The organism is Brachyspira catarrhinii, from assembly GCF_005518285.1.
GTDB classification, from domain to species: Bacteria; Spirochaetota; Brachyspiria; order Brachyspirales; family Brachyspiraceae; genus Brachyspira; species Brachyspira catarrhinii.
On sequence record NZ_SJDU01000433.1, the window covers coordinates 1 to 1740 of the forward strand.

The window sequence follows — 1740 nt, forward strand, 5'->3', positions numbered from 1 at the left end:
ACTCGAACTCACAACCCCCTGCTCCCAAAGCAGGTACGCTAACCAATTACGCTACATCCCGTTAAAATTATTCTATATTATAATATTAATTATATTTTTTGTCAATAATTATATTTCTAATTTTTTAACTTATCATTTTCCCCAAACTCCGCCAAATTTGAAACTCAAACCCAAATAAAAATCGTTATCTACCGTATAATGTTTTCCGCCTTTGCTGTTGTAAGATATTACGCCCACTTGACGCCTATCTTCCAGCTCGTAATATTGATAATTATTTTTATAAACGGGGTCGTAAGTGAAAGTGTCGGAAAGCATTATTTTAAAATCGTCCGTTATATTTAAAGTGATTTTCAAAAAAGCTCTATATTTAAGTTGATAAACATCTTCCGCATCCGAATAAATATTATTATCATGAATTCCAAAATGCGCCGTTATGTCGAATTTCCATAATCTGCGAACTTCAAAAAATATGAATCCGCTCATTGCGTAAAATGGTTTTCTCTCCGCAAATGTTTGAATCGAAAAATCGGTATAATATCCCGTATTATAATGATGTTCGTTATCGTTGGTAGTGTTAGCTGCGTTGGATGGCAAATATTTATTATAATCCATTATTCCATGTCTAAACCAAAAGCCTTCAATTCCAACAGTAAATCTTCCGTTTTTGCCGTTTCTAAAATAGAAAAAAGCATTTACGCTGTCGCCATATTCTTTTATCGGTATCGAGCCTAATTGACTCACGATTCCCGCGACTCCCGTGTTGATATAATCGTTGCTGTAAGATATTTTTGCCATTAAACCTTTTGAAGAGTTTGCGTCCAATCCTTCCTCACCGTTAACCATTCCTACTCCGATAAAAACTCCATAAAAACTCGATTCGAGCATTATTCCCGTATCGTATCTTGGAATAAATTGAGTATCGTATCCAATCGGCAAATCTCTCGGTCCCGAAAGAACGGTAGCCTTATTGCTGCTTACGGTATGATAATAAAATAAAGTTGGAAAATAAGAAGTCATAGGAATATTTTTCGTGTAAGATTCTAAAACTCCGACTCTTATTCCAATATATTTGAAATTTACGAATAAATTTAATTTTGTGAAGTCGAATAGGGGGGGGGACATATCTTTGTAGAATCTTGCCTTATGAGATAACGGTTCGTAAAATCTTGCGTTAATATCCGCTCCAATCGAAGCGTATTTATATTCTTTGATATAACTTAAATCTCCGTAAAGCAAAACTCCCAAAGTGTCTTCGTTTCCCGTCTGTTCTATCAAATCGCTCATTCTTCCGTAGGCGACTAATTCCAAAGACGCGCTTAAAACTCCGTATTTGCCCGAGTTGGTATTATTGGAATTTGTGCCGTTCGTATTTTGAGAAAATAAAATAGAATTCGTTATTAAAATTAATACGAAAACAAATTTACAATTTATTTTCGATAAATTTTTAATTTGGTTTTTCTTTGTTTTAATAAATGTTTTAATATAAATAAAAGTTTTCATAATAAGTATTTATACAATGATTATTTTTTTATGTCAATTCAAAATTTAAGTAAAATAATTTTTAAAAAAAATTCAATTAAATCGGATATAAGCAAAATAAAAAATCCCCGACAAATATAAAATTCATCGAGGACTTTATTTTTAAACTTTTTACTTTATCTTATTTATCCCGCCGTATAAGCTACCATAGTCATCCAAGACAAAGGTTTATTATAGTGAGGCAAGAAGAAGAAATCGGAT

Annotated in this window: 1 protein-coding gene; it reads right to left on the bottom strand. The window is 32.2% G+C overall.

What is annotated here, in order from left to right; genetic code table 11:
* Nucleotides 1–132: 132 nt before the first annotated feature.
* Entirely contained in the window at nucleotides 133–1500 is a 1368-nt protein-coding gene (locus EZH24_RS11215; RefSeq protein ID WP_236847196.1) for a hypothetical protein, read from the bottom strand.
* Between the last annotated feature and the right edge of the window lie 240 nt (nucleotides 1501–1740).